Genomic DNA, 24,910 nt, shown 5'->3' on the forward strand with positions numbered 1-24,910 from the left:
CGGGGTCGGCGGGGTCAGCCGGCCGGCTGGAGCAGGTCCCAGCGGTTCCCGTACAGGTCCTGGAAGACGGCGACGGAGCCGTAGGACTCGTGGCGGGGCTCCTCCAGGAAGGTCACCCCGGCCGCGCGCATCCGGGCGTGGTCCCCGGTGAAGTCCTCGGTGTGCAGGAAGAAGCCGACCCGTCCGCCGGTCTGGTCGCCGACCCGGGATCGCTGGGCGTCGTCCTTGGCCCTGGCCAGCAGCAGGCCGGTGCCGTCCTGGTGACCGCCGGGCCGTACGACGACCCAGCGCGATCCGTCGGGACGCGCCTCGTCCTCGGCGAGGCGGAAACCGACGGCCTCGGTGTAGAAGCGGATCGCCTCGTCGTAGTCGTCGACGACGAGGGTGACCAGCGCGATGCGGCTCATCGGGACCTTTCGGGAGAGCTGATTAGCGGGAGAGGTTATACGTAAAACTTGATGGACGCCAGTCGCTTCCGGAGGAACCGGTTCGAGCCCGCAGGAGATGCTGCCCCGCCTCGACGAGATCGAAGTCGACCTTCTAGCCCGCCGGGTCCGGGCCGAAGCAGAGAGGTGGCTCGGCGAGGTCGCCGCGATAGAGGCCGGCCTCGCCGCCGCCGAGCAGAAACTCGCCGCCATGCGCGACCTCGCGGCCCGGCACACCACCGTCCACCTGGGCATGCCCGATCTCCGTGGCGTCGTCGCGCGCCTCGACTCCGAGCAGCGAAACGAGGATGCGAAGCAGCAGTCCTGAGCACTACAACGAGGGGATGACCGTCTTCCTCTGTTCCAAGTGCGGCACCGCGATCACGCCGGAGCTGGCCGAGCTTGCCGCCGTCCCTAAGGTCTCCGACGACGAGCGCGACCGGGACAAGGAGACACGCCGGGCGCCTTCCACCGTTCCGCGGGGCCACTACGCGATCGACCCCGAGCCCTGGGGACCTCCCTATGTCGTACAGGACGATCAGGAGGACCCGAAGCCAGCTCAGTCGCGCGGACCTGTGGTCTGCCGTGAAGAAGGCTTCGTCATCTCGGCCGGCAGCCGACACACAGTGCTGGTGCACCCTGATGACGCCGCCGGCCTTCAGCCACTGCCCAACTGGGAGAACAGCAGTGGGTGCTGCGGGCCGACAGGCGACGAGGGACTCAACCGGGCCTGCCCCTGCGGCGCTCCGGTCGCGGCCCTCGCGGCCGACTGTTTCGGGCCCTTCGAACTGCACCTCGACCCCGTCCGGACCTACGCGTTCTCCCAGTAAGACCGCGAAGCACGTGCGGACGACCTGCACGACACGCCCGACGGAACCCGTTCACCCAACTTCTTCACTACTACTTTCCGTGGTGCGACGGCTCACAGGCGGACCTGCCGCCGAGCTGGGCTAGTTCGGACAAGACCAGCTCGGCGCGCTCGGCCTGGTCCTCAACGCCATCGTGCTCTGGACTACGAAGTACATCGACGCCGCCGTCGAGGCGCTCCGCGCCGAGGGCCACGAGACCCGCGACGAGAACATCGCCCGCCTGTCCCCGCTCAAGCACCGCCACCTGAACCTACTCGGCCGCTACAGCTTTACGGCCTCGATCCCGGCCGCCGGCGCCCTGCGCCCGCTGCGCGATCCGCACGCGGCCGAGCTGGACGAGAACGACGACGGCATACCGGAGCAGGTGTGAGCAGATGGGGCCGCTGCGGTTGCACGGCTGGAGGGCAGCCTGCGCCGGAGGCCGCTGCTAGGGCCTGTCGTTTGGATCACACCGCAGACGTGGGGGTCGGCACGCGCATCTGCGGCGTTGTCGTCGGTTGCCGACGCTCCGCGTCGACGCCCTCCTCCGCCTTGCAGCTGCACGCACCGACCCCCACTCAACCGGGCTGCAAGACACAGGCGATTTCCTGCGGCCTGATCCAAACGACAGACCCTAGGCGGGTCAGGGCACGCTCCGGCCCTGGTTTCCGGTGTCGTCGCGGGCCGGTGCGGCTGCGAGCCAGGAGGCGAGGACGCGGAGCTTTTCGTGGGTGGGTGAGCCGGGTGCGGTTGACCACATGGTCAGGTACTGGTCGGGGTCGCCCGCCCAGTGGAAGCTGTCCCAGTCGACGGTGAGGTCGCCGAGGTCGGGGTGGCGGATGGTCTTGGTGCCGAACTTCGGCTGGGCGACGTTTCGGGCCGCCCACCAACGGCGGAACTGCGAGCTGACCACTGACATCTCTCCCACGAGCGAGGTCAGCTGCGGATCGGTGGGATTGGCGGCGGCCTGCATGCGCAGCAGTGCGACGCCGTCGCGGGCCATGGCCTCCCAGTCGGGGTAGTAGTCCTTCATCCGGGGGTCGGTGAACAGCATCCGGATGTGGTTGCGCTCCTTGGGGGGCTTCTTGTCGATGTCGAGCAGGAGGGCGGCGGCGAGCGGGTTCCAGGCGAGGATGTCGAGGTACTTGCCCACTACGAACGCCGGTGTGTCGGTCAGCTGGTCCAGGAGACGTTGGAGCTGCGGGCGTACTGCTGTCGTACGGTTCCTGGGCGGGGTGCGGCGTTCGGCCTGCCGGGCGAGGCTTTCGGCGTAGGTGCGCTGGTCGGGGGTGAGGCGCAGAGCGTCGGAGAGGGCTTCGAGGACCGGCTCGGACGGAGCGAGGCGTCCTTGCTCGATGCGGGCGTAGTAGTCCTGGCTGATCGCCACCAGCGCCGCGACCTCTTCGCGCCGCAATCCGGATACGCGGCGGGATCCCGGGTCTCCCGGATCCAGCCCCAGGTCGGCGGGGTTGAGTTCGCTGCGGCGTGCCTTCAGGAACTGGCCGAGTTCTTCGAGGTGCGGGTTCTTCGCGCTCACGTCTCTCACAGCCTTCGGCCGCGCCCCAGGACCAGCGGTCCTGGGACACGGCGTCTCGCGAGGTCGGGTGGGGGGCCGGGGGTCAGGCCGGCTGCCTCTCGGTGAGGTGGGCGCGGAAGAAGCGGGTTACATGCGCGATGGCGTTGTCGATCTGCTTCGGCGAGTCGTAGTAGTCGAAGTGGTTCCCGTCGGACCAGACGAGCTCCTTGGGCCCCTGGACAGTCTCGTGGAGCTTCTTGGCGTTCTCGGGCAGGGCGCTGCCGTCGGAGTGGACGACGATCGTCGGGGTGGTGACGGACGGGGCCTGGCCCAGCGCGTCGAGGGTGAGCCAGGTCGTCCACGACGAGACGTCCAGCTCGTTCCTGTACTGCGGAACGTTGCCGCGCGAGGTGTTGGTGTAGTAGTCGTAGGCGCCCTGGACGGGGGCGTAGTTCGCCGCGTCCTTGTCGGTCTCGCTGTAGACCGTGATGAGGGTCGCCTCGCCGCTCTCCTCGTACTTCTTCCGGGCCGCGGCGGCCTGCTCGCGGCGCGCGGCCAGACCGTCCTCGCCGTAGGTGCCGGCGAACACGTCCGGGTCGGCGAGGAACCCGGCGATCGTCGCCAGACCCTTGACGCGCGGGTCCTGCGCGGCGAGGTAGACCCCGTTGCTGGCCGACGTGCACACCCCGACCATGCCGACGCCCTCCACGTGGGGGAGCCCGGTCAGGAACGTGACCGCCGCCTTCAGGTCGCTGAGCTTCTCGGCCGGCGACTCGTACTGACGCGGCTGGCCCTCGCTCTCACCGTAGTGGGCGTAGTCGAAGCTCAGGGCGACGAAGCCCTGCCCGGAGAACCTCTCCGCGTAGATCCCTGCCATCTGCTCCTTGACCGACGTGAACGACCCCTGCACGATCACGGCCGGGTAGCGGCGGTTCTCATCGAAGCCGTCCGGGGTGAACAGGTTGCCCACCAGGGTCATACCGTCCCGGCCAAAGCTGATCTTGCGCTGCACTCTGTACTCCTCTGTCGGTATTTCGACAGTGCCTGCGGCGCGGCTTGTCCACAATGGGAAGAATCTTTCCTAGGTATCCCACACGTCGCGTGGCCCCGAGGCCAGCCACTCCTGTCGTCAAACGATCGAATGACGACAGCCACGGCGGGCGTCCGATGAACCCAGTGATTCCGGGCCCGACGGCGGCTCCGATCCAACGAGATCCGATGACGGCTGACGACAGGGTTGGATGACACCCAGAGTCCGATGCGGCGGCATGAGCGGGGAAACAGCGTGGCCGATCTCGTCCACAAGCGGGTCTCGACCGACCAGCAGTCCACCGCCCGCCAGGACCTCGTCCTCGCCGAGGCCGGGATCGAGGACCCGGTCGTCTTCGAGGAGGACCCGGGCACCTCCAGCGGCCACGACCTCCCCGCGATCCCGGCGCAGCGCAAGGCGCGCCGCGAGTACGAGAACCGCGTCAGCGCGCTCACGCAGACCGGGCCGTAATCGTTCTCAGCGCCAACCGCTGTACCGATACTCCCGAGGCCAGGAGCATGATCACCGGCTTGGCGTCAACCGCTGTACCGATATTCCCCGAGGCCGGAAAGGAAGCCGCGGCCGGGCCGCCCGCCGAACGGGGAGGAAGGCCCGGGGCGGCAGGTCCGCCGCATCGCGGGACGGCGACCGAACGGCCGTGGCCGCCCGGTGCAACGGGCGACGGCCGAACAGGCCGCGATCGCCCGGTGCGCCGGGACGGAGGACGACACGCCCGTCGCCGGGTGAACCGAGGACGAGGACGGCACGGCCGTCGCCCGCGTCGCGGCGGGACGGATGCGGACGACGGCCGTGTCGTGGGGGCGGCGGGTCGGGGCGGATGCGGACGACGGCCGCGGCGCCGGGTTCCGGGTGACCGCGACGCCCGCGGTGCCCGGATCCGAGGCCGCCGACAGGGCGCGGCACCCGCCCTCCCGGGTTCAGCAGTAGAGGTTGCCGCCCGGGGAGACGCCCAGGATCTGGGCGAACTGCTGGTACTTGGTCACCCGGCTCTGCACCTGTGCCGGGTTCTTTCCGTCGCACTCCAGGGAGCCGTTGATGGAGCGTACGGTCTGGCCGAAACCGGCGCCGTTGACCATGGCGTTGTGCGGTGTCATGGAGCCGGGACCGCTCTGGGTGTTCCAGTACCACAGGGCCGTCTTCCAGGCCACGGCCGCGTCGTTCTGCACCAGCCAGGGGTTGTTGAGGAGGTCGATGCCGAGCGCGTCGCCCGCGGCCTTGTAGTTGAAGTTCCAGCTGAGCTGGATGGGGCCGCGCCCGTAGTAGGCGGCCTGGCCGGCCGGACAGCCGTAGGGCTGGCTCCAGTCGCAGTAGTGCGGGTAGTTGGCGGTGTTCTGCTCGACCACGTGCACCAGACCGCCGGTCTCGTGGCTGACGTTGGCGAGGAACGCGGCCGCCTCCTGCTTCTTGGTGGTGTCGCTGCCAGTGGTGGCGAAGCCGGGGTAGGCGCCGAGGGCGGCGGTGAGGCCGCCGTAGGAGTAGAAGGAGTTCCGGCCCGGGAACATCTGATTGAACTGCGCCTCGGTGACCACGAACCTGCCGACCGGCGTCCCGGGGCCGTTGTCGCAGGCGTACGGCTCCCAGTACCAGGTGCTGATGACGGGGTCGTAGCCCGGGTTGTCGTGCTCGGCCACGTAGGCCCTGCCGTCGGTGTAGCGGACGACGTCGCCGGTGCGGTAGGCCTTGCCGGCCACCCAGGCGGGGTAGCTCGAACAGGCGGCGGCGGACGCGCTGGTGGCCGGCAGGAGCACCGGCACGGCAGCGGAGAGGACGAGTGCGGTCACGACCGCGGAGACACGGCGCCTCGACACGGGATCAACTCCTTCGCGGAGCACGGCCGTCCCCGGCTCGGGGCAGGGCGGAGCCGGGCCTCGTGCGCGCGCCGGCGGAGCCGGCCGCGGCTCGGGGGCGGCCGTGGTGGGGGGTGTGGAGGCACACTCAACCGCTTTGGTCTGTACCAGTCAAGGGTGTAGACCAATCGGCCCGGCCGGGCCACGGCCGGGCCGGTGGTCCGGGCCGCCGCCGGGCCGGCCGCGCCCCGGGCGCAAGGCCCGTACGGCGGTTCAGCCCAGCGGCTTCTCCAGCACCGCCTTGCGGTGGCTGAAGGTCTCCATCGAGTACCGGCCGTGGTAGTTGCCCATGCCGCTCTCCCCCACCCCGCCGAACGGCAGGTCGGAGACGGTGAGATGGGCGAGCGGCAGACCGTGGCCGAGGCCTCCGGAGGAGGTCTCGGCGGCGATGCGCGCGCGGGTCTCCTCGGAGCCGGAGAAGACGTACAGCGCGAGGGGCTTGTCGCGGTCGTTGACGAACGCGATCGCCCCGTCGAGGTCGTCGACGGTCACGATCGGCAGGATCGGGCCGAAGATCTCCTCGCCCATGACGGGCGAGGCGGGGTCGACGTCGGCCAGGACGGTCGGCGCGATGTACTTGTCCGCACGGTCGCTGCCGCCGCCGACCACGACGCGGCCGGAGCCGAGCAGGCCGGTGAGCCGGTCGAAGTGGCGCTCGTTGACGATCCGTCCGTACTCGCCGGAGGTCTGCGGGTCGGCGCCGTAGACCTTCTCGACGGCCTGGGCGAGGAGGGGTTCCAGGGCGGCGGCGGTGGCGGGGTCGGTGAGGACGTAGTCGGGGGCGACGCAGGTCTGGCCGGCGTTGAGGAACTTGCCGCGGACCAGCCGGTCGGCGACGACGGCGAGGTCGGTGTCGCGGTCGACGAACGCCGGTGACTTGCCGCCGAGTTCGAGGGTGACCGGGGTGAGGTGCTCGGCGGCGGCCCGCATCACGACGCGGCCGACGGTGCCGTTGCCGGTGTAGAAGATGTGATCGAACCGCTCGGCCAGCAGCGCCGTGGTCTCCGGGACGCCGCCCTCGACGACGGCGACCGCGTCGGTGTCGAGGTGGGCGGGCAGCAGCCGGGCCAGCGCGGCGGAGGTCGCCGGGGCCAGCTCGCTGGGCTTGACGACGACGGCGTTGCCCGCGGCGAGGGCGCCGACGAGCGGGGCGAGCAGCAGCTGGGCCGGGTAGTTCCAGGGCGCGATGACGAGGACGACGCCGAGCGGGTCGTACTGGGTCCAGGCGCGGGCGTCGGCGCCGAGGTGGGCGGGGGCCGGGGCGGGCTCGGGGCGCAGCCAGTCGTCGAGGTGGTCGAGGGTGTGGTCGATCTCGCGGACCGTGAAGTCGATCTCGGTGCGGTAGGCCTCCGTGCTGCTCTTGCCGAGGTCGGCGTGGAGGGCGGCGGCCAGGTCCGCGCCCTGCTCGGTGAGCATCGCGCGCAGCCGGCGCAGCTGCCCGGTGCGCCAGGCGGCGGGCTTGGTGCGGCCGGTGCGGAAGGTGGCGCGCAGCCGGGCGACGACGTCGGCGGGCTGCTCGGGGATGGCGGTGGTCACGGTGCCTCGCTGGTGGTGCGCGGGCTTCTCAGCCCTGGGTACGGACGGCGAGCGGTCGGCTCGATGTATACGCCAACCTTTCATGCACCGAAACATATTCCCCGGCCCGGCCGTTTCGCACGCGGTGCGGCCGCATGGATCGGCCGGCGGGTTCAGCGCGGTCCGGCCGCCCGGATCGGCGGGTGGGTTCACCACGGTCGGGGAGAATCCGGTCCATGACCGCACCGCACCCGCTCGTCGTCCGTGCCCGGCACCTCGCGCGGACCGTCCTCACCCCGCACGCCGAGGAGGTGGACCGGACGGAGGTCCCCGCCGGTCACCTCGCGGAGATCCGGCGCTCGGGCCTGCTCGGCATGCACGCGCCCGCGGAGTACGGCGGCTCGGCCGCGCCCGCGCCGGTGGTGCGGGAGACGGCGGAGATCCTCGCCGGGGCGTGCTGCGCGACCTGGTTCGTGCAGACGCAGCACCACACGCCGGTCCTGACGCTGGCCGGGAGCGAGAGCCCCGTCCGCGAACGGCTGCTGGGTCCCCTGGCCCGCGGCGAGCTGCTCTCGGGTGTCGCCTACGCCCATCTGCGCGCGCACCCGAGGATCCCGGTGCGGGTCACCCGGGACGGCGACGGCTGGCGCTTCGACGGGCGGGTCCCCTGGTACACGGGGTGGGGGCTGAACGACATCATGCTGCTGGCCGGGGTGACCGAGGCCGACGAGGCGCTGTTCGCCTTCGCCGAGGCGCGGGAACAGCCGGGGCTGCGGGCCTCGGCACCGATGCGGCTGACCGCGCTGACCGCGGCCCGCACGGTCTCCCTGGAGCTGGACGGGTTCCGGCTGCCCGAGGAGGCGGTGGCGCTGCGGACCCCGTTCGCGCGGTGGGCCGCCGCCGACCGCCCGAGGACGGTGGCCGCGAATCCGGCGGTGTTCGGCGTGACGGAGGCGGCCCTCGCCCTGCTGGACGAGGACACGGCGGCCGCCCTGCGCGCCCGTCTCACCGAGGTCCGCGACCGGGCCTACGCCCTGGCCGACCACCCGGTGCCGCACGAGCACCTGGAGGAGCGCCTGGCCGTCCGGATCAGGGCGTACGAGGTGCTGCACGCGGCCACGACGGCGGCGGTGGTGGCGGGCGGCGGACGGTCCCTGGCGCTGACGGACAGGGCCCAACGGCTGGCGCGGGAGGCCCTGTTCCTCATGGTCCAGGGCCAGACGCGGGAGTCGCGCGGAGCCCATCTCGACGCCTTGGCGGACCGGGCCCGGTCGGGAGGGGCCCGGTCGGGGCGGGCGGGGACCTGACGGCGGGCCCGGCGGCGGACGGCCACAGCCGGCGGATCGGCCCGTCAACCGGCGAGTCGACCGGTCGATCAGTCAGCCGGTCAGCCGGCGAACGACGCCCGTGCCGGAGCTCCCTTCTCCCCCGCCGGATGCGTCCACAGCCCCTCCCCGGCCAGCCTCGGCAGCACCCCCTCCCCGAACCAGTAGGCCTCCTCCAGGTGCGGATAACCGGACAGGACGAACTCCTCGACGCCCAGCGCCGCGTACTCCTCGATCCGGTCGGCGACCTCCGCGTGGCTCCCCACCAGCGCGGTCCCCGCGCCGCCCCGGACCAGGCCGATCCCGGCCCACAGATTGGGGTGGATCTCCAGCCCGTCGCGGCCGCCGCCGTGCAGGGCGAGCATCCGCCGCTGCCCTTCGGACTCGCTGCGCGCCAGCCCGGCCTGGACGGACCTGACGGTGGCGGGGTCGAAGCCGGCGAGGAGCCGGTCGGCCTCCGCCCAGGCCGCTCCGGAGGTGTCGCGGGTGATCACGTGCAGACGGATGCCGAACCGCAGGGTCCGTCCCCGCCGGGCCGCGAGTCCCCGGATCCAGGCGATCTTCTCGGCGACCTGGGCGGGCGGCTCGCCCCAGGTGAGGTACACGTCGGCGTACCGGGCCGCGATCTCCCCGGCGATCGCGGAGGAGCCCCCGAAGTACACCTCGGGCACGGGGTCCGGGAGCCGCGCCAGCCTGGCGTCCTCGACGCGCAGGTGCTCGCCCTTCAGGTCGACGGTACGGCCCTCCCACAACCCCCGGACGATCTGGAGGAACTCGCCGGTACGTCGGTAGCGGTCGTCCTTGTCGAGGAAGTCGCCGTAGGCGCGCTGCTCCTGGCTCTCGCCGCCGGTGACGACGTTCAGCAGCAGGCGTCCGCCGGACTGCCGCTGGAAGGTCGACGCCATCTGCGCCGCGAGGGTGGGCGAGACGAAGCCGGGCCGGAACGCGACCAGGAACTTCAGCCGCTCGGTGTGCCGGCTGACCATGGCGGTGGTCAGCCACGCGTCCTCGCACCAGGCGCCGGTCGGGGTGAGCGCGCCCTCGAAGCCGAGGTCCTCGGCGGCGCGGGCGATCTGGCCGAGGTAGCCGATCGTGGGGGGCCGGTCCTGTCCGGAGGCGGTGACGGAGGTGCCGTGGCCGCCGCCGACGACGTGGCGGCTGTCTCCGTTGGTGGGCAGGAACCAGTGGAAGGTGAGGGGCACGTCAGGTCTCCGATCAGCGATGTCCGCGGCTTCACCGCCGTCGCACGGACGGTCGCGGAGGCGGTCGCACGGACGGTGGCGGGGACGGTCGCGGGGGTGTCAGCTCGCCGCGGCCAGGTACGGTGTGCGGCCGAGGGCGAGGGAGAACTGGTCGACGACCTGGCCGAGCGCCTCGGCGGCGGCGGGGGCGAGGCCGATCGAGCCGTCCTCGTGGGCGGTGATGTCCTTGTCGAGGGTGAACCAGCCCTGCACGATGTGGGCCGCGCCCATGGAGTTCAGGACGGGCCGCAGGGCGTAGTCGATGGCGAGGACGTGCGCGACGGAGCCTCCGGTGGCCAGGGGCAGCACGGTCTTCCCGGTCAGCGCGTACTGCGGCAGCAGGTCCAGGAGCGCCTTGAGGACACCGGAGTACGACGCCTTGTAGACGGGCGTGGCCACGACGACACCGTCGGCGCGCGCGAACAGCTCGGCGGCCTCCACGATCGCGGGGTGGCGGAAGTCGGCTCCGAGGAGGGCCTCGGCCGGGACGGTGCGGACGTCGAGCGGGACGACCTCGTGTCCCTGGGCGGCCAGGCGCCGGTCGAGGTGGCGCAGCAGGCGGCCGGTGCGGGAGGTGGCGGACGGGCTGCCGGAGACGGACAGGACGGTGGCCATGGGGCCTCTTTCGGGAGGAGGACGGGCGCCCCGTGCGGGAGGCGCTCGCGGAGCGGTACGGGAGAACCGGGAGGGTCGCACCGGGAGTTGCGCGGGGAGGGCCCGGGCGGTGTGCCCTCGGCGAGGCCCCTCACCCCGGCGATCCGGCCGGAGGGACGGTCGAGGTGGGCGGAACTCCCGGTGCGCGGACGCCTTTTCGGGCACGCCGGGTTCACGGTGCGGACCGGGTCCGCGGTGCGGGAAGGGGGCGTGGCGCGTTCGGGCGGTGCCGCGGGGAACCGGCGAGCGGCCGCGGTCGGGCGAGCGGGCGGCGCGGCGGGAGGGGTGCGGCGGACCGGGGAATCAGGCCGCGGCGCGACAGGAGGCGCTGGAGACGCGCGCGAGGTCGACGTGGCGTCGCCGCGTGAGGTCCAGTCGCATGTTCATGACGTCGATCGTGGCAGTCGCCGGTCTCGGCAGTCAAGGAGAACCCGACCGGTCTCGCATCGCGGACCACGGGTTTCCGCGGGGAGACCGCGGGTTTCCGCGGGGAGACCGCGGGTTTCCGCGGGGAAGTGACGGGCGGACCGCCGAACCGGGGGTGGCGGCGTCCGCCTCCCGCCGGGGCGCCGACGGAGCGGCCGGAACACCTCACGGCGGCACCCGGTCCGGTCCGTCGCGCCGCGCCGCCGGGCGACCGCGGCCCTCCCGGGCGGTGTCGGGCGGGACGGTGCGCGATCCGGCGGCGGGCCTGCCGGGCGCGCCGCCGACCGGCAGGCGGTCCGGCCCCCTCGTGCACCGCTGTGCGCACCGGCTCCCCGGCGGACGTGGCCCCGTCCCCGCGCACTCCGCCGCGGGTGCGCGGACGGCCGGTGCCCACCCCGCGGGGTGGGCACCGGCCGTCCGTCCCGTCCCGGTCTCAGTCCTCGTCGCCCGACTGGACCACGACGAGGAAGGCGTCCGACTTCAGGTCCATCACCACGGTCGCGGGCTCCCCCTCGGCCCGCCGCCTGGCCGCGGACTCCTCGGCCGGCCACGATCCGCGCGGGGCTCCTGCGGGGAAACGCTCCAACACCTTCGCGCCCATAGCGGCGGACACCTCCCGATTCGATACGAACAGGTCCGTCACCTACGGCTGCCCGCTGCGGGCCGAAGCATGTTCAGGACGCGTCCACCCGGGCGACGTCCGGACGGTCACGCTCCCGGTCCCGGTCCCGGTCGCGGCCGAGCCGCCCCGGCCACCAGGCGCGGGCGCCGAGGTCCCGGACCAGGGCGGGCACCAGCAGCGAACGCACCACGAGCGTGTCGAGCAGCACCCCGAAGGCGACGATGAAGGCGATCTGCACGAGGAAGGCCAGCGGGATCACGCCGAGCGCGGCGAAGGTGGCGGCCAGCACCACGCCGGCGGAGGTGATGACGCCGCCGGTGCTGGTCACTCCCCGCAGCACGCCCTCGCGGACCCCGTGCCGCAGGGACTCCTCCCGCACCCGGGACATGAGGAAGATGTTGTAGTCGACGCCCAGCGCCACGAGGAAGACGAACCCGTACAGCGGAACGGACGGATCGGTGCCGGTGAAGCCGAACACGTGCTCGAAGACGAGGCCGGAGATCCCCAGGGTGGCGAGGAAGTTCAGCCCCACGGTGGCCACCAGCAGGGCGGGGGTGAGCAGGGAGCGCAGCAGCACGGTCAGGATGACGAAGATGATGGCGAGGACCACCGGCACGATCAGGGTGCGGTCGCGCTCGGCGGTGCGCAGGGTGTCGTACTGCTGGGCCGTGTAGCCGCCCACCAGGGCGTCCGCGCCGGGGACGGCGTGCAGAGCGGTGCGCAGTCGCGCCACCGTGTCCTTGGCCGCGTCGCTGTCCGCCGCCGCCTCGAGGGTGACGTCGACGCGGGCCCGTCCGTCGACGACGAGCGGCTTCCCGCCGGGCGCCCCGGACGCGCTCACCGCCGCGGCCGAGGCCACGCCGTCGGTCGTACGGGACGCCTCGACCACCTTCGTCAGCCGGCCGGCGTCGGCGATGACCACCACCGGGTTGCCCGAACCGCCGGGGAAGTGCCGGGCGAGCGTCTGCTGGGCCGCCACGGAGGGGGCGTCGTTGACGAAGGTCTCGTCCAGCGGGACGCCCTTGGAGGTGAGGGTGGGGGCGAACGCCGCGCAGGCGAGCAGTGCGGCCAGCGACACCGCCCACACCTTGCGGGGGGCCCGGTCCACCAGGGCCGCGACCCGCTGCCACACCCGCCCTCCGGCGCCCTGTCCGTCGGCCGGTCGCGGCTTGGCGGGCCAGTAGGCGGCGCGACCGAGGAGGACCAGGACGGCGGGGAGGAAGGTCAGCGTGCTCACCACGGCGGCGATGATGCCGATGGCCCCGACGGGTCCCAGCGCGCGGTTGTTGGTGAGGTCGCTCAGCAGCAGGGCGAGCAGCCCCAGGGCGACGGTCGCGGCGCTGGCCACCACGGTGCTCCAGGAGCGGCCCAGCGCGGCCCGCATGGCCGCGAACCGGTCCGTGCGGGAGGCGAGTTCCTCCCGGTAGCGGGCGGTCAGGAGCAGGGCGTAGTCGGTGGCCGCGCCGATGACGAGGATCGACAGGATGCCCTGGACCTGTCCGTCCACGCGCACCACGTCGTGGTCGGCGAGGACGTAGACGACGGCGCAGGCGAGGCCGAGCGCGAGGACGGCGCCGACGATGATCACCAGGGGGAGCAGCACGCTGCGGTAGACGAGCAGCAGGATCACCAGGACGGTCACCAGCGCGACGGCCAGCAGCAGACCGTCGATGCCGGCGAACGCGTCGGAGAGGTCGGCCTGGGTCGCGGCCGGTCCGGCCAGTTCGACGGTGGTGCCGGGGACCCGCTCGGCCGCGGCGCGGATCCGTTCCAGGGCCGGGGCCAGCTCCTCCCCGAGGTCGGGGCGCAGCGGCACCACGCCCTCCAGGGCCTTGCCGTCCTCGGAGAGCAGCGCGGGCGAGACCCGGCCCGCCACCCCCGGGGCGTCGGCGAGGGAGGCGAGGGCCTGGGCCGCGGCCTCGCGCCGGTCCGCCACACCGGCGTCCCGGTCCGAGGTCCACACGACGATGGCCGGCAGGGTCTCGTCCTGGCGGAAGGCCCGCTGGGCGCTGATGACCTCGGTCGATTCGGCGCTGCGCGGCAGGAAGGCGGCCTGGTCGTTGGTGGCGACCTCGCCCAGGCGTCCGGCGAACGGTCCGAGGACGCCGCCGAGGACGAGCCATACGGCGACGAGCAGGACCGGGACGAGCCGTCGGGCGCGTCGAAGGGTGGTGGACATCGTTCTCCTGCTGCGAAGGGACAGGTATCTCGATGACTAACAATCTCAATCATTGAGTCATCTTGGACGGGGAGAGCTTAGACTGCGTCCGTTCTTCTGCCCCGGGCGGGTCGGCGGATGCGCCGGAACGTGCCCCGTTCCCGACTCCCGGCTCCCGGCTCTCAGCGGCCGACGGTGGCTATCGCCGAGAGTTCCTCGTTCATCGCCGCCAGGAAGCGCAGCACCACCGACAGCTCCTCCTCGGTGAACCGCGACCGGGCGGCCTGCGTGGCGTCGGCCAGGGGCCGGAAGTGGGCCCGCGCCGCGGACCGGGCGTCCGGCACGTAGTGCAGGTGCACCACCCTGCGGTCGGCGCTCTCGCGGACCCGCCGGACGTGACCGGCGCGCTCCAGCCGGTCGACGCACGCGGTGACGGCTCCGGAGGTCAGCCCGAGGTGCTCGCGCAGCCGCTTGGGGGTCATGGGCTCCTCGGCGTCGAGGATCGCCGCCAGCGCCTGGACGTCGGTGGCGTGCAGCCCCTGGTCGCCCGCGAACCCGTGCACCAGCCGGTTGATCTCGCCGTTCATCCGCCGCAGCCGGACCGCGAAGGCCTGCAGGTCGGCCGGTGGCGCGGGCGCGCCCGCGTCCCGTCCCCGTTCGTGCTGCTCCCGATCGTCCCCTGTGGCCACGCGATCAGCGTAGCCGCTGTCCGCGATCACCCGATCGTGGCCTCGGACCACGGCGCGCATCCGCCGCCCGCCCCGACGGGGAAGAGACCCGGGGAAGACATACCGGGCGGGGACGTCGACGCGAAGGACCGAGGACTCATGACCGCACAGGGCCAGGACTCATGACCGCGCAGGGCCGGGAGCACGGCCGGGAATCCCTCCGCTGCCTGGTCACCGGTGCCACGGGCTACATCGGCGGCCGGCTCGTCCCCGAGCTGCTGGCGGCCGGCCACCGGGTGCGCTGCCTGGCCCGTTCGCCGCAGCGGCTGCGCGACCACCCGTGGGCCGGACGGGTGGAGGCGGTGCGCGGGGACGTCACGGACGCCGCCTCGGTCGCGGAGGCGATGCGGGACGTCGACGTCGCCTACTACCTGGTGCACGCCCTGGGCTCGGGCCGCGGCTTCGAGGAGACCGACCGGCGGGCGGCACGGATCTTCGGCGAGCGGGCCCGCGCCGCCGGAGTGCGCCGCATCGTGTACCTCGGGGGCCTCACCCCGGCCGGGGTCCCCGAGCGGGAGCTGTCGCCGCACCTGCGCTCGCGCGCCGAGGTCGGCCGCATCCTGCTGGACTCGGGGGTGCCGACCACGGTGCTGCGGGCGGCCGTGGTCATCGGCTCGGGGTCGGTCTCCTTCGAGATGCTCCGCTACCTCACCGAGCGCCTGCCCGTCATGGTCACGCCGAGCTGGGTGCACACCAGGATCCAGCCCGTCGCCGTCCGGGACGTGCTGCGCGCCCTGGTCGGCAGCGCCCGGATGCCCGAGGACGTCAACCGGTCCTTCGACATCGGCGGGCCGGAGGTGCTGACGTACCGGCAGATGATGATCCGCTACGCCGCGGTGGCGGGTCTGCCGCGGCGCGTCATCGTCCCGGTGCCCGTGCTCACCCCCCGGCTCTCCAGTCACTGGGTGGGGCTCGTCACGCCGGTGCCCGCCTCCATCGCGCGGCCGCTCACCGAGTCGCTGCGCCACGAGGTGGTGTGCCGCGAGCACGACATCGCCCGGTACGTGCCGGACCCGCCGGGACATCCGGTGGGCTTCGACGAGGCGGTGCGGCTGGCGCTGCGGCGGGTGCGCGACGCGGAGGTCGTCACCCGCTGGTCCTCCGCCTCCCTGCCCGGTGCCCCCAGCGACCCGCTGCCGACCGACCCGGACTGGGCGGGCGGCAGCCTGTACACCGACTGCCGGGAGGTGTCCGTGCACGCCTCCCCCGAGGCGCTGTGGCGGGTGATCGAGGGCGTGGGCGGCGACAACGGCTGGTACTCCTTCCCACTGGCCTGGGCGGTGCGCGGATGGCTGGACCGGCTGGTCGGCGGGGTGGGACTGCGCCGGGGCCGGCGCGACGCGGCGCGGCTGCGGGTCGGCGACTCGCTGGACTTCTGGCGGGTCGAGGAGATCGAGCCCGGACGACTGCTCCGGCTGCGCGCCGAGATGCGGCTGCCCGGTCTGGCCTGGCTGGAGATGTACGCGGAGACGGACGCGGCGGGCGGCACCCGCTACCGCCAGCGCGCCCTGTTCCATCCGCACGGGCTGCTCGGCCAGGCCTACTGGTGGAGCGTCTCCCCCTTCCACGCGGTGGTGTTCGGCGGCATGGCCCGCAACATCGCCCGGGCCGCGGCGGCCGAGGCCCCCCGGCGGACGTCCGCGGCGTGAGCGCGCATCCGCCGGGCGTCCGGGCGCGGAAGCACCCGGTGGCCCCTCACCCCCGTCGGAAGCCGGCGTCATGAACGTGTCCGTCGTCCTGTTCACCTCCGATCTGCGGCTGCACGACCATCCGCCGCTGCGGGCGGCCCTGGAGGGCGCCCGGGAGGTGGTCCCGCTGTTCGTGCGCGACCGGGCCGTCGACGCCGCCGGGTTCGCCGCGCCCAACCGGCTGGCCTTCCTCTCCGACTGCCTGCGGGACCTGGACGCGGGGCTGCGCGAACGGGGCGGACGGCTCGTGCTCCGGTCGGGGGACGTCGTCGAGGAGGTGTGCCGGGTCGCCGCCGAGGCGGGTGCCGACGAGGTCCATCTGGCGGCCGACGTCAGCCGGTACGCGCAGCACCGCGAGGAGCGGCTGCGGCACGCCCTGGAGGCGAACGGCGTACGGCTGCACGTGCACGACGCCGTGACGGCCGCCGTCGCGCCGGGGGCGGTGACACCGGCCGGGTCGGACCGCTTCGCCGTGTTCACGCCGTACTTCCGGCGCTGGTCGCGGGAGCGGCTGCGGGAGGCGCTCGACGCGCCGCGCGCCGTCACCGTCCCGGACGGCGTCGGCTCGCAGGAGCTCCCGGCGCACACGGGCGTGTCCGAGGGGCTGGCGGCGGGCGGCGAGCGCGAGGGGCGGGCACGGCTGGCGGACTGGCTGCGCCACGGGATCGCCGGGTACGAGGAGGGGCACGACGACCTGGCCGGCGACGCCACCTCCCGTCTCTCGCCCCATCTGCACTTCGGCACCCTCTCCCCCGTCGAACTCGTGCTCCGCTCCCGCGCGGCGGGGGGAGCGGGCGCCGAGGCGTTCGTACGGCAGGTCGCCTGGCGCGACTTCCACCGTCAGGTGCTGGCGGCCCGTCCGGCCGCCGCCGTCGCCGACTACCGGACCCGGCACGACAGCTGGCGCACCGAAGGGACCGCGCACGACGACGTCGAGGCGTGGCGGGAGGGCCGTACCGGCTATCCGATCGTGGACGCGGCGATGCGGCAGCTGCGCCACGAGGGCTGGATGCACAACCGGGGCCGGCTGCTGACGGCGAGTTTCCTCACCAAGACGCTGTACGTCGACTGGCGGATCGGTGCGCGCCACTTCCTGGAACTGCTCGTCGACGGCGACCTGGCCAACAACCAGCTCAACTGGCAGTGGGTCGCGGGCACCGGCACCGACAGCCGTCCCAACCGGGTCCTCAACCCGGTCGCCCAGGCCAGGCGGTACGACCCGGACGGGGCGTACGTGCGGCGCTGGGTGCCGGAGCTGGCGGGGATCGGGGGCGCGGCGGTGCACGAGCCGTGGAAGCTGCGCGGCCCGGACCGGGCGGCCGGCTACCCCGACCGGGTGGTCGAGCTGTCCGAGGGGCTGGCCCGCTTCCGGCGGGCGCGCGGGCTCGACTGAGGTGCGGGTGGTGCCGGTGGACGGGCGGCGGGCGGGGCGGCGCGCCCCGCGACCGTCGCAGGGCGGGCGGCCTTCGCCGGACATGCGCCCCTCGCCGGACGTGCGGTCCGGCGGTGACGGCGGCGTCGGCCTCCGCGGCCGTCCGTCCCCCGTCCGCGCGCGTCGATCCGTTCACCACGTGCGGCCCGCGCCCAGCAGCAGTTCGCCGACGCGGACGACGTCCGGGTTCTCCACCGCTCCGGGCCGCTGGACGAGGAAGGCGGTGTTGATCGGCGGGTCCTCCGGCTCGTGCAGGGCGACGAGGGCGCCCGAGGCCAGCTCGTCGACGCAGAGGTAGCGCGGCAGGACGGTGAAACCCGCGCCCGCGACGACTGCGGCGAGCACTCCCCGCAGGTCGGGCACGGTCACGGCGGCGGGACCGGACAGCCGTCGGCCGAAGACGTGCCGCCAGTAGCGGCGGGCGATCGGCAGGTCCTGCGCGTAGGTGACCAGCGGGACCGGGTGCAGGGCCGCCGGCAGTTCGGCGGCCGGCCGGTCCCCGAGCCGCCCGGCCCAGACGGGCGCGGCGACCAGGACGAACTCCTCGTCCATGAAGGGCGTCGAGGTCAGGGTGCGGCCGCGCGGGCGGGTCGTGGCGATGACCAGGTCGTGCCGTCCGGCCCGCAGTTCGTCGAGCAGCGGCTCGGTCAGGCCCGGCGCCACGCGCAGCCGGACGCCTTCGGCCGCCAGGGGCGCGAGGGCGGGCAGCACGCGCAGGCACAGCAGCTCCGCGGGACCGGCGAGGTGCACGGGATCGGCGCGCCCCGCCGCGGCCGTGCCGGGGCCGGCCACCGTGGCCAGCTCGTCGAGCGGCGCCGCGATCCGCGCGGCCAGCGCGTCGGCGACGGCGGTGGGGGTGACGCCGCGCGGAAGCCGCTCGAACAGTTCCCGCCCGGCCTGCCGCTCCAGGGCCCGCATCTGCGTCGTCACGGTCGGCTGCGACAGCCCGAGCAGTTGGGCGGCGCCGGTGAAGGACCCCGCGCGGTAGACCGCCAGGAAGGTCCGCAGCAGGTTCAGATCCAGGTGATGGCTCGGTTCCACCGTACGCAGTATTCCGCGTGGGCCATCGGGATTCCCATACCTGGCATTGGAATTCTCATTGGTTGCCTATGGCTTGACGGCTTAGGTTCGGGGCATCGACACACCGACGCTCCGCACCCGGAACGTCGGGAACGACCCCTGGAGAGACCCACCATGGCAAAGATCCTTTTCGTGATGACCGGTGCCGACCACTGGACGCTCGCCGACGGCAGCCTGCACCCCACCGGTTTCTGGGCCGAGGAGGCCGTCGCCCCGTACGAGGCGTTCCGCGCGGCGGGCCACGAGGTGGTCGTCGCCACGCCGGGCGGTGTGGTCCCGCCGGTGGACAAGGGCAGTCTCGCGGCCGGGGCGAACGGCGGCCAGGAGGGGGCCGACCGCGTCGCGGCCGGACTCGAGAAGATGACCGAGCTGCGGAGTCCGGTGCGCCTGGAGGACGTGGACCTCGCCGACTACGCGGCCGTCTTCTACCCCGGCGGGCACGGCCCGATGGAGGACCTGGCCGTCGACGCCGTCTCCGGCCGCATCCTGGCGACGGCCCTGGAGTCCGGCACGCCGCTGGGCGTCGTCTGCCACGGCCCGGCCGCCCTGCTGGCCGCCGTGAAGGAGGACGGCACCAACGTCTTCGCCGGCCGCCGCATCACCGCCTTCACCAACGACGAGGAGACGCAGGCCGGCCTCGCCGACAGGGCCAAGTGGCTCCTGCAGGACCGGCTGACCGCGGCGGGCGTCGACGTGCGGATCGGCGAGCCGTGGGCGCCGCACGTGATCGTGGACGGCAACCTCGTCACCGGCCAGAACCCGTCCTCCTCGGCCCCGCTCGCCGCCGAGCTGCTGAAGAAGCTGGCCTGATCCGGACGCGGAGCGCCCGAAGCCCCGGACACCCCCCTTCCGGTGCTCCGGGCGCTCCGGGTCGTCCCGCACCCGGCCCCGGCGGGAGCGGCACCCGGCCCCGGCGGGAGCGCCGGTCCGGCCGGTGCGCGGCGGCCCTCACCCGCCGGACAGCAGGGTCAGGGCCTCCTTCAGCCCGGCCGGTCGCGGCAGTCCCCGCGCGGAGCGCCCCGCCCATCCGGGGCCACCGAGCACCACCGTCGGCCCGCGCCGCGCGCCGCTGACCCCCCACCGCATGTCCGCGACCTGCTGGGCGAGGGCCGGGCTGGCCGTGGAGCGGGCCTGCGCCCACAGGACCACGGCGACCGGGCCCAGCCGGCCGACCGCCGCGGCGAGCGCCTCGGCCGGGACGGCCGCCCCGAACATGCGGGTGGCCGTGCCGCGTTCGAGCAGGGCCGCGTTGAGCGCCTCCAGCGGCAGGGTGTGCTGCTCCCCCGGCACGCACGCCAGCATCACGGGCCCGGCGCCCTCCGCGCGCCGGCCCGCGGCGGGCGGACCGGTGACGCGGCGCAGGGTGGTCGAGACGTGCCAGGACAGCAGGTGCTCGACCTCCACGTACCGGTCGCCGGACGACGCCCACTTGCGTCCCACGGCGTGCAGGGCCGGCACCATCACCTCCTCCCAGGCCACGGGCAGCCCGTGCCGTTCGACGGCTTCGGCCAGCAGGTCCTCCACGGCGGGCGCGTCCAGCCGCACCGCGGCACGGGCCAGGCCCCGGCACTCCTGGCGGACGTCGGCCCCCAGGGGCAGCGCACCGGCCGCGCGCGAGCGGCCCGGCGGGATCCCGGCCGTCCGGGGCGGTGTGCCGACGCCCGCGCGCGCGGCCCTGGCCGCCTCCGCGGGCGGCACACCGGCCGACGTCAGCCGGCACATGGCCTCGACCACGGCCACGTCGTCCGGGCGCCAGCGGCGGTGCCGTCCGCCGTCGCGCTCCACCGGCCCGAGCCCGTAGCGGCGGTCCCAGGAACGCAACGTGGTGGGCGCCACGCCCAGCCGACGGGCCAGTGTGCCGGTCGTCAGGCCGACGTCGTCGGGGTTCGGGGACTCTCGCATGAGCCGACGATACGACGCCGGAACGAGGCGGGGCGCGGCACGTCCGCACCCGGGGCGACGGACGCGGAACTCTACACATAAAGGAAAAATAAGAGCACAATGGGAGAGCGCGGCGCATACCGCACACCGCACCGCGCGGTCGGGCCTGCAAGCCGAAGGAGATGGGTCATGGCCAACGTCTCGCACTCAAGAAGCGACATGTCGACTCACCCGGATGTTCCCGAGATGCGGACTCGGTACGACCGCATGCTCGGTGCTCGCGATGTGGCGCTCGTCGACGGACCGGTCTTCCTGCTCGGTCTGTACTGCGCCGTGTCCCCGTGGATACTCCACTACACCGCCGGCCAGCCCGCGCTCGTGACGCACAACCTGATCGTCGGCATAGCGATCGGTCTGCTCGCGCTCGGCTTCACCGCGGCTCCGGCCCGTATGTACGGACTGAGCTGGGCCATGTGCGCGCTCGGCGTGTGGATGATCGTCGCCCCGTGGGTCGTCGGCGACAGCCCGGACGCCGGTGTCGCCGTCAACAACATCATCATCGGGGCACTGGCGCTGGTCCTCGGGCTGATGTGCGCCGGCACGGCGGCGAAGAGCGTTCCCCGCGCGTGACGCCCGCGGCACGACGAGGAGGCAGGAAGGCGGTCCGGCCGGGCCGCCTTCCGCCGTGCGGGCGGCCCGGCCCGGCCCGGCCGCACGTCAGCGGCGGCCGCCCTCCGCCGCGGCGTGCGGCGGCAGCAGGCCCGAGACGATCTCCGGCGGCCAGACGGCGTACGCCGGCAGCAGCGGCTCCGGCTGCCCTGTCGGCGGCCCGGTCCTCGTCGGCGTACCGGCCGAGGCGGCCGGCGCCGTGGGCTGCGGGACCCGCTCGACGAACGGCGGGAGGTCCTGGGTGCAGCGCGCGCCCACCGGCGGCAGCGCGCCGGTCAGGAAGTAGCGCACCACGTGCCGCCCCACACAGGCGCTGGGGTTGTCCAGCGCGGTGTGCCCGTACCCGTCGAGCGTCAGCAGGCGCGCGTCGCCCAGCTCCGCGGCCATCGCGCGGCCCGACCGGTACGGGGTCGAGGGGTCGTGGGTGGAGTTGACCACCAGCACCGGGTGGGCGGTCGGGCGGTCCCACGGGCCGGTGTACGGCCGCGCCGCCCGGGCCGGCCACCCGGCACACGGCTCGTTGGCCCAGGCCCACCAGCTGCCGAGCGCGCCGGCCTCCGCCACCGCCCGTCGTTCCAGGGCCGGATAGCGCTCCGGCGAGCGCGGGTTGGGGCTCTCCGCGCACAGCACCGCGAGCGACTGCTCGAAGCCGGGGTACCGCGCCGGTTCCGCCGCCGTGGTGCCCGCTTCGACGGGCGCCCGGCCGTCCCACAGCCCCTGGAGCGTGTCCGCGATCCCGGCCCAGCCGGGGTGCACGGTGTAGAGCCCGCCGCGCACCTCGCTCACCGTCCGCGCGTACGTCCACCTCCCGACCGGCCGCTCCGCCAGGCGCCGCAGCAGGGAGCGGTACTTGGCCCGGGTGGCCGCCGGGCCGCCCGCCGAGAACACGCACTCCGTCACGGGCGCCCGGCCGCAGTGGTCGAGGAACTGCTCCAGCGTGTCGGCCGAGCCCACGTGGGAGCCGAGCCGCAGGAAGGTGTTCCGTTCGGGCTCGCCGGCGGCGTCCCGGTCCGTCCACGCCCGCGGGTCCACGTTCCCGTCGAGCACCAGGCGGCCGACCCGCCCGGGGAACAGGTTCGCGTAGGTCGCGCCGAGCAGCGTGCCGTAGGAGACGCCCCAGTAGTCCAGCCGTTCCTGCCCCGTCGCGCGGCGCAGCAGCTCCAGGTCGCGGGCGGTGTCGGCGGTGGAGACGTGGCGCAGCAGCTCCGGGTCGCGCCGCTCGCAGCGCCGCGCGAGGTCGGCGTACGCGGCGGTGAACGCGCGCCGCTCCCGCTCCCCCACCGGGAACGGGGGCACTTCGGCCTGCCGTGCGGCGGCCTCCCGGGCGGTGGCGAAGCAGCGCACGGCCGTGCTCTCGCCGACACCCCGCGGGTCCCAGCTGACGATGTCGTAGCGGTCGCGCAGCGCGCGGGGGAACTTCTCGTACAGTTCCGGCAGCCCGACGGTGCCCGGGCCGCCCGGACCGCCGGGGTTGAAGAACAGCGTGCCGGCCTTCCCCACCGGTTTCGCGGCGCGGTGCCGGATGACGGCCAGCTCGATGGTGCGGTGCCCGGGACGGGTGTGGTCGAGCGGCACGTTCGCCACCGCGCACTCGAACCGGGCCTGCGCCTCGCCCTCGCAGGGCTTCCAGCGCAGGACGACGCCGGCGTCACCGCCCGGACCGCCCGCGGACGCCGGGGCGGCCGTCCCCAGCAGCATCACCAGCGCTCCGGCCGCCGCGGCGGCCCCTCCGAGCGGTGTCCGTACGACGGTCCGTGGCATGGGCGGGCCCTTCCCTGACGGCTGACGGGAGCCGGGCCCTGTGGCAGCGGCCCCGCAGCCATACCACCGGCGGGCCGGCCCCCGGGCAACCGACACGCGTCCGAACGGGTGCGGCGGCCCCGCGGGCGCCGGTGCCGGCGGCCCCTCGCGAACGGTGGCCGCGGAGGCGGCGGTCGCCGCCTCCGGCGCCGCTGCTCCCGCCCGGTCCGCGGCAGGCCCGCCACCTCACGTCGCGGCGAGCGGTCCTCATCGGTCCCCACCGGCGTGTCGAGCCGGACGACGCCGATGCCCGCCGGGCGCGGCCGGTCGATCCGGTCCGCCACGGTGCGGGGCGAGCCGACGGGGCGGCGGCCGGTCGCCGGTGTCGACGGCGCCCGTGATCAATTCGCCTGGGCCCGGTGGGGGTCGTACACGTACGGCGTCGTCGTGGTCAGGGGCGCGAAGCCGAGGCGCTGGAGGATGGGCCGGCTCTGGTCGGAGGCGTCGACCTGGAGGTAGCGGTAGCCGCGGTCGGCGGCGACGCGGGCGCGGTGGGCGACCAGGGCCCGGTAGATGCCGCGGCCGCGCCAGGCCTCGGCGGTGCCGCCGCCCCACAGACCGGCGAACCGGGTGCCGGGGACGAGTTCCATGCGGGCCGAGCTGACCGGTTCGTCACCGGCGAGGACGACGAGGGCGACGACGTTGTCCGGGTCCGTGGCGAGGCGGTCCCGCATCAGGTCCCGCAGCCAGCCGGCGTCCTTGCCGAACGCCCGCTCGTTCGCCTCGGCCATCAGGTCGACGCCCGCCCGGTCGGTGACGGGAACGATGCGGACGCCCTCGGGCAGGCCGGCCGCCACGAGCTGACCGGCGGTCTCCCCGATCATCAGGGTCTCCTCCGGCTCGGGCACGAACCCGGCCGCCACGAGCCGGCGTCCCAGGTCGGCGGGCCGGTCGTGCCCGTAGAGCTTCCACTCGAAGTCCCGGCCGAGCCCGCGGAAGTACGCGACCTGCTCGGCGATCGCCGCGTCGGCGTCCGCGGCGTCCAGACCGGACCACACGACGCCGTTCCAGCCGCCCTCGGAGCCGACGTGGCGGACCACCCGCCCGACGCGTTCGACGCGTGCGCCGGGGCTCTCGGGGAGCGCGCCCTCGCGCATGTCCCGGTCGTACAGGGCGAGTACCGCGGCGTTGTCCATGGGGACACTCCAGCAGGAGGCCCCCATGTGATCAACGGAATTACCGGCGGCCGGTCAGCGCTCCGCGCGGGGCCGGGACCGGCGGTAGAGGACCGCTCCGCCGAGGACCAGCGCGGCGGCGCCCGCGAGAGCGGGGGCGGTGGCGTCGGCGCCCGTGTGGGCGAGGGCGGAGGGGGTCCGCGGGGCCGGGTCGGCGGGGGACGCGGCCGGCGGGGTGTGCCGTACCGGCTGGTCCGGCTCCGGCTCGGCGGGGGGCGGTGGCTCCTCGTCCGAGACGTTGACGGACGTGTTGTCGAACGCCGGGTTGCCGACGCCGACGACGTCGACGCTGTTGCCGCTCACGTTCACCGGGAGCTGGACCGGCAACTGGACGCCGTTGCCGGAGAGGACACCGGGTGAGTTCCGCGTACCCCCGTGGGCGGTCGCGCCGCCGTGGGAACCGGCGCCCCCGTGGGAGCGCGTGCCGCCGCCGGCCTTCGCGGGGGCGGCGGCCGAGTCCGCGTTGACGCACGTGTTGCCGACGGCGGGGTTGAGCACCCCCACCACGTTCACGGTGTTCCCGCACAGGTTCAGCGGCACGTGCACCGGCAGCTGGACGCTGTTGCCGGAGATCAGCCCGGGCGAGTCCGCCGCGGTTCCGTCCGCCGCGGAGCCGGCGAACGCGGGTGCGGCTACGGCCAGCGCGCTCGAGGCGGCGGCGACGGCGATCACACCGTTTCGGGTAACCCGTCTCATGGGTCCCTGCCTTCCAGACATGGTCGCGGGCACTCGCCCGCCACCCCGTAGAACGCGACGGAAGCGTGCGAGTTATGGCCAAACGGTCTTTCACCCCAACGGGTGTCACTCTTCTCGAACGGGCGGACCGGCA

The 24,910-nt window shown here is 74.1% G+C and carries 24 protein-coding genes and 1 pseudogene; 9 read left to right on the top strand and 16 right to left on the bottom strand.

What is annotated here, in order from left to right; genetic code table 11:
* Nucleotides 1-14: 14 nt before the first annotated feature.
* On the bottom strand, nucleotides 15-407 hold the full coding sequence (locus ACZ5FU_RS33050; protein WP_451530890.1) for a VOC family protein: 393 nt from the start codon (nucleotides 405-407) through the stop codon (nucleotides 15-17).
* 97 nt (nucleotides 408-504) lie between these two features.
* Here ACZ5FU_RS33050 and ACZ5FU_RS33055 point away from each other — a divergent pair, with 97 nt between their 5' ends.
* From ACZ5FU_RS33055 to ACZ5FU_RS33065, 3 genes and pseudogenes are all read left to right on the top strand, one after another.
* A complete protein-coding gene (locus ACZ5FU_RS33055) occupies nucleotides 505-753 on the top strand; it encodes a hypothetical protein (RefSeq protein WP_468839113.1) in 249 nt (82 codons plus the stop codon).
* A gap of 16 nt (nucleotides 754-769) precedes the next feature.
* Complete coding sequence (locus ACZ5FU_RS33060) at nucleotides 770-1,255, top strand: hypothetical protein (RefSeq protein WP_468839116.1); 486 nt, start codon at nucleotides 770-772, stop codon at nucleotides 1,253-1,255.
* A gap of 130 nt (nucleotides 1,256-1,385) precedes the next feature.
* A pseudogene (locus ACZ5FU_RS33065) lies at nucleotides 1,386-1,664 on the top strand (Tn3 family transposase); the annotation flags it as partial.
* Nucleotides 1,665-1,916: 252 nt separating this feature from the next.
* On the opposite strand, the gene ACZ5FU_RS33070 reads toward ACZ5FU_RS33065, so the two are convergent.
* Both ACZ5FU_RS33070 and ACZ5FU_RS33075 read right to left on the bottom strand, forming a co-directional pair.
* Entirely contained in the window at nucleotides 1,917-2,810 is an 894-nt protein-coding gene (locus ACZ5FU_RS33070) for a helix-turn-helix domain-containing protein (protein WP_469047672.1), read from the bottom strand.
* Between the two features lie 82 nt (nucleotides 2,811-2,892).
* Complete coding sequence (locus ACZ5FU_RS33075; RefSeq protein WP_469047674.1) at nucleotides 2,893-3,801, bottom strand: alpha/beta hydrolase; 909 nt, start codon at nucleotides 3,799-3,801, stop codon at nucleotides 2,893-2,895.
* A gap of 273 nt (nucleotides 3,802-4,074) precedes the next feature.
* Between ACZ5FU_RS33075 and ACZ5FU_RS33080 the strand changes: the two genes are divergently transcribed.
* On the top strand, nucleotides 4,075-4,290 hold the full coding sequence (locus tag ACZ5FU_RS33080; protein ID WP_451781089.1) for a hypothetical protein: 216 nt from the start codon (nucleotides 4,075-4,077) through the stop codon (nucleotides 4,288-4,290).
* A gap of 467 nt (nucleotides 4,291-4,757) precedes the next feature.
* On the opposite strand, the gene ACZ5FU_RS33085 is transcribed toward ACZ5FU_RS33080, so the two are convergent.
* Both ACZ5FU_RS33085 and ACZ5FU_RS33090 read right to left on the bottom strand, forming a co-directional pair.
* Nucleotides 4,758-5,648, bottom strand: a complete 891-nt coding sequence (locus tag ACZ5FU_RS33085; RefSeq protein ID WP_469047676.1) for a glycoside hydrolase family 19 protein — start codon at nucleotides 5,646-5,648, stop codon at nucleotides 4,758-4,760.
* A gap of 252 nt (nucleotides 5,649-5,900) precedes the next feature.
* Nucleotides 5,901-7,319, bottom strand: coding sequence for an aldehyde dehydrogenase family protein (locus ACZ5FU_RS33090; RefSeq protein WP_468839674.1), 1,419 nt, complete (start codon nucleotides 7,317-7,319; stop codon nucleotides 5,901-5,903).
* A gap of 119 nt (nucleotides 7,320-7,438) precedes the next feature.
* On the opposite strand from ACZ5FU_RS33090, the gene ACZ5FU_RS33095 reads away from it, so the two are divergent.
* Nucleotides 7,439-8,509 (top strand): acyl-CoA dehydrogenase family protein, encoded by a 1,071-nt coding sequence (locus ACZ5FU_RS33095; protein ID WP_469047677.1) that lies wholly within the window; start codon nucleotides 7,439-7,441, stop codon nucleotides 8,507-8,509.
* 80 nt (nucleotides 8,510-8,589) lie between these two features.
* Here ACZ5FU_RS33095 and ACZ5FU_RS33100 read toward each other — a convergent pair whose 3' ends face one another.
* From ACZ5FU_RS33100 to ACZ5FU_RS33125, 6 genes are all read right to left on the bottom strand, one after another.
* Nucleotides 8,590-9,729 carry an LLM class flavin-dependent oxidoreductase gene (locus tag ACZ5FU_RS33100; RefSeq protein ID WP_468646483.1) on the bottom strand — a complete coding sequence of 380 codons (1,140 nt, stop codon included), beginning with the start codon at nucleotides 9,727-9,729 and terminating at the stop codon, nucleotides 8,590-8,592.
* Between the two features lie 99 nt (nucleotides 9,730-9,828).
* The gene (ssuE, locus tag ACZ5FU_RS33105) at nucleotides 9,829-10,383 is read right to left on the bottom strand and encodes an NADPH-dependent FMN reductase (RefSeq protein WP_451530902.1); all 555 of its coding nucleotides are present in this window, start codon (nucleotides 10,381-10,383) and stop codon (nucleotides 9,829-9,831) included.
* A gap of 342 nt (nucleotides 10,384-10,725) precedes the next feature.
* Nucleotides 10,726-10,809 carry a putative leader peptide gene (locus tag ACZ5FU_RS33110; protein ID WP_451530906.1) on the bottom strand — a complete coding sequence of 28 codons (84 nt, stop codon included), beginning with the start codon at nucleotides 10,807-10,809 and terminating at the stop codon, nucleotides 10,726-10,728.
* 472 nt (nucleotides 10,810-11,281) lie between these two features.
* Nucleotides 11,282-11,449, bottom strand: coding sequence for a hypothetical protein (locus tag ACZ5FU_RS33115; protein ID WP_398098241.1), 168 nt, complete (start codon nucleotides 11,447-11,449; stop codon nucleotides 11,282-11,284).
* A gap of 73 nt (nucleotides 11,450-11,522) precedes the next feature.
* Entirely contained in the window at nucleotides 11,523-13,649 is a 2,127-nt protein-coding gene (locus ACZ5FU_RS33120; protein WP_468646482.1) for an MMPL family transporter, read from the bottom strand.
* 161 nt (nucleotides 13,650-13,810) lie between these two features.
* On the bottom strand, nucleotides 13,811-14,317 hold the full coding sequence (locus ACZ5FU_RS33125; protein ID WP_451530362.1) for a MarR family winged helix-turn-helix transcriptional regulator: 507 nt from the start codon (nucleotides 14,315-14,317) through the stop codon (nucleotides 13,811-13,813).
* Nucleotides 14,318-14,478: 161 nt separating this feature from the next.
* On the opposite strand from ACZ5FU_RS33125, the gene ACZ5FU_RS33130 reads away from it, so the two are divergent.
* Nucleotides 14,479-16,005: an SDR family oxidoreductase gene (locus ACZ5FU_RS33130; RefSeq protein WP_468646481.1), complete on the top strand. Its 1,527-nt coding sequence runs from the start codon at nucleotides 14,479-14,481 to the stop codon at nucleotides 16,003-16,005.
* A gap of 70 nt (nucleotides 16,006-16,075) precedes the next feature.
* Complete coding sequence (locus ACZ5FU_RS33135) at nucleotides 16,076-17,437, top strand: cryptochrome/photolyase family protein (RefSeq protein WP_451530364.1); 1,362 nt, start codon at nucleotides 16,076-16,078, stop codon at nucleotides 17,435-17,437.
* Between the two features lie 171 nt (nucleotides 17,438-17,608).
* On the opposite strand, the gene ACZ5FU_RS33140 is transcribed toward ACZ5FU_RS33135, so the two are convergent.
* A complete protein-coding gene (locus tag ACZ5FU_RS33140; RefSeq protein WP_451781083.1) occupies nucleotides 17,609-18,517 on the bottom strand; it encodes a LysR family transcriptional regulator in 909 nt (302 codons plus the stop codon).
* Between the two features lie 153 nt (nucleotides 18,518-18,670).
* Between ACZ5FU_RS33140 and ACZ5FU_RS33145 the strand changes: the two genes are divergently transcribed.
* Nucleotides 18,671-19,366, top strand: coding sequence for a type 1 glutamine amidotransferase domain-containing protein (locus ACZ5FU_RS33145; protein ID WP_451530366.1), 696 nt, complete (start codon nucleotides 18,671-18,673; stop codon nucleotides 19,364-19,366).
* Nucleotides 19,367-19,504: 138 nt separating this feature from the next.
* Here the strand turns inward: ACZ5FU_RS33145 and ACZ5FU_RS33150 are convergent, their stop codons facing one another.
* Complete coding sequence (locus ACZ5FU_RS33150; protein WP_451530367.1) at nucleotides 19,505-20,458, bottom strand: MerR family transcriptional regulator; 954 nt, start codon at nucleotides 20,456-20,458, stop codon at nucleotides 19,505-19,507.
* 168 nt (nucleotides 20,459-20,626) lie between these two features.
* On the opposite strand from ACZ5FU_RS33150, the gene ACZ5FU_RS33155 reads away from it, so the two are divergent.
* Nucleotides 20,627-21,067 carry an SPW repeat protein gene (locus ACZ5FU_RS33155; protein ID WP_451530368.1) on the top strand — a complete coding sequence of 147 codons (441 nt, stop codon included), beginning with the start codon at nucleotides 20,627-20,629 and terminating at the stop codon, nucleotides 21,065-21,067.
* Nucleotides 21,068-21,154: 87 nt separating this feature from the next.
* Here the strand turns inward: ACZ5FU_RS33155 and ACZ5FU_RS33160 are convergent, their stop codons facing one another.
* From ACZ5FU_RS33160 to ACZ5FU_RS33170, 3 genes are all read right to left on the bottom strand, one after another.
* On the bottom strand, nucleotides 21,155-22,867 hold the full coding sequence (locus ACZ5FU_RS33160; RefSeq protein ID WP_451530369.1) for an alpha/beta hydrolase: 1,713 nt from the start codon (nucleotides 22,865-22,867) through the stop codon (nucleotides 21,155-21,157).
* 380 nt (nucleotides 22,868-23,247) lie between these two features.
* A complete protein-coding gene (locus tag ACZ5FU_RS33165) occupies nucleotides 23,248-24,042 on the bottom strand; it encodes a GNAT family N-acetyltransferase (protein ID WP_451530370.1) in 795 nt (264 codons plus the stop codon).
* Between the two features lie 54 nt (nucleotides 24,043-24,096).
* Complete coding sequence (locus ACZ5FU_RS33170) at nucleotides 24,097-24,777, bottom strand: chaplin (protein ID WP_469047678.1); 681 nt, start codon at nucleotides 24,775-24,777, stop codon at nucleotides 24,097-24,099.
* Nucleotides 24,778-24,910 lie beyond the last annotated feature (133 nt).

The sequence above is a fragment of the Streptomyces sp. NPDC031554 genome, assembly GCF_055580685.1.

Bases quoted from the DNA above. Each gene is read 5' to 3' on its own strand.
- ACZ5FU_RS33115 (WP_398098241.1), bottom strand. From the start codon at position 11,449: ATGGGCGCGAAGGTGTTGGAGCGTTTCCCCGCAGGAGCCCCGCGCGGA.
- ACZ5FU_RS33145 (WP_451530366.1), top strand. From the start codon at position 18,671: ATGGCAAAGATCCTTTTCGTGATGACCGGTGCCGACCACTGGACGCTC.
- ACZ5FU_RS33090 (WP_468839674.1), bottom strand. From the start codon at position 7,319: ATGTTTCGGTGCATGAAAGGTTGGCGTATACATCGAGCCGACCGCTCG.
- ACZ5FU_RS33170 (WP_469047678.1), bottom strand. From the start codon at position 24,777: ATGAGACGGGTTACCCGAAACGGTGTGATCGCCGTCGCCGCCGCCTCG.
- ACZ5FU_RS33120 (WP_468646482.1), bottom strand. From the start codon at position 13,649: ATGTCCACCACCCTTCGACGCGCCCGACGGCTCGTCCCGGTCCTGCTC.
- ACZ5FU_RS33165 (WP_451530370.1), bottom strand. From the start codon at position 24,042: ATGGACAACGCCGCGGTACTCGCCCTGTACGACCGGGACATGCGCGAG.
- ACZ5FU_RS33135 (WP_451530364.1), top strand. From the start codon at position 16,076: ATGAACGTGTCCGTCGTCCTGTTCACCTCCGATCTGCGGCTGCACGAC.
- ACZ5FU_RS33060 (WP_468839116.1), top strand. From the start codon at position 770: ATGACCGTCTTCCTCTGTTCCAAGTGCGGCACCGCGATCACGCCGGAG.
- ACZ5FU_RS33155 (WP_451530368.1), top strand. From the start codon at position 20,627: ATGGCCAACGTCTCGCACTCAAGAAGCGACATGTCGACTCACCCGGAT.
- ACZ5FU_RS33110 (WP_451530906.1), bottom strand. From the start codon at position 10,809: ATGAACATGCGACTGGACCTCACGCGGCGACGCCACGTCGACCTCGCG.
- ssuE (WP_451530902.1), bottom strand. From the start codon at position 10,383: ATGGCCACCGTCCTGTCCGTCTCCGGCAGCCCGTCCGCCACCTCCCGC.
- ACZ5FU_RS33050 (WP_451530890.1), bottom strand. From the start codon at position 407: ATGAGCCGCATCGCGCTGGTCACCCTCGTCGTCGACGACTACGACGAG.
- ACZ5FU_RS33130 (WP_468646481.1), top strand. From the start codon at position 14,479: ATGACCGCGCAGGGCCGGGAGCACGGCCGGGAATCCCTCCGCTGCCTG.
- ACZ5FU_RS33150 (WP_451530367.1), bottom strand. From the start codon at position 20,458: ATGCGAGAGTCCCCGAACCCCGACGACGTCGGCCTGACGACCGGCACA.
- ACZ5FU_RS33160 (WP_451530369.1), bottom strand. From the start codon at position 22,867: ATGCCACGGACCGTCGTACGGACACCGCTCGGAGGGGCCGCCGCGGCG.
- ACZ5FU_RS33055 (WP_468839113.1), top strand. From the start codon at position 505: ATGCTGCCCCGCCTCGACGAGATCGAAGTCGACCTTCTAGCCCGCCGG.
- ACZ5FU_RS33095 (WP_469047677.1), top strand. From the start codon at position 7,439: ATGACCGCACCGCACCCGCTCGTCGTCCGTGCCCGGCACCTCGCGCGG.